This window comes from Paenibacillus sp. TSM33, from assembly GCF_056099025.1.
Genome location: NZ_JBLZXB010000044.1, coordinates 1 through 366, shown reverse-complemented (window position 1 = coordinate 366; position 366 = coordinate 1). Strand labels below are relative to the sequence as shown.

The following is a 366-nucleotide window of genomic DNA, read 5'->3' as shown; positions in this document are numbered from 1 at the left end:
GATTTCCCAGTATGTAAGACCCCTTGAAGACGACGAGGTAGATAGGTTGGGGGTGGAAGTGCAGTAATGCATGGAGCTGACCAATACTAATCGGTCGAGGGCTTATCCTAAAGATAAGACGCAATGAAGTTTCGGATCCAGTTTTCAGGGTGTAACACCTTGAAGGTATGTAGAAGTACATACGACAATTGTATGGTTATTCATTCACACAATCTGTAATGAACCGAATAACCTTACGGAAGAATTTGCGAAGCAAATTCATGTTTGGTGGCGATAGCGGAGGGGTTCCACACGTACCCATCCCGAACACGACCGTTAAGCCCTCCAGCGCCGATGGTACTTGGACCGCAGGGTCCTGGGAGAGTA

2 rRNA genes are annotated in these 366 nt (G+C 47.5%); both read left to right on the top strand.

From position 1 onward, the window contains the following. Positions 1 to 110 (top strand): 23S ribosomal RNA (locus ACN6NF_RS25760); the annotation flags it as partial. Positions 111 to 263: 153 nt separating this feature from the next. Next, positions 264 to 366: ribosomal RNA gene (rrf, locus tag ACN6NF_RS25755) — 5S ribosomal RNA — on the top strand; the annotation flags it as partial.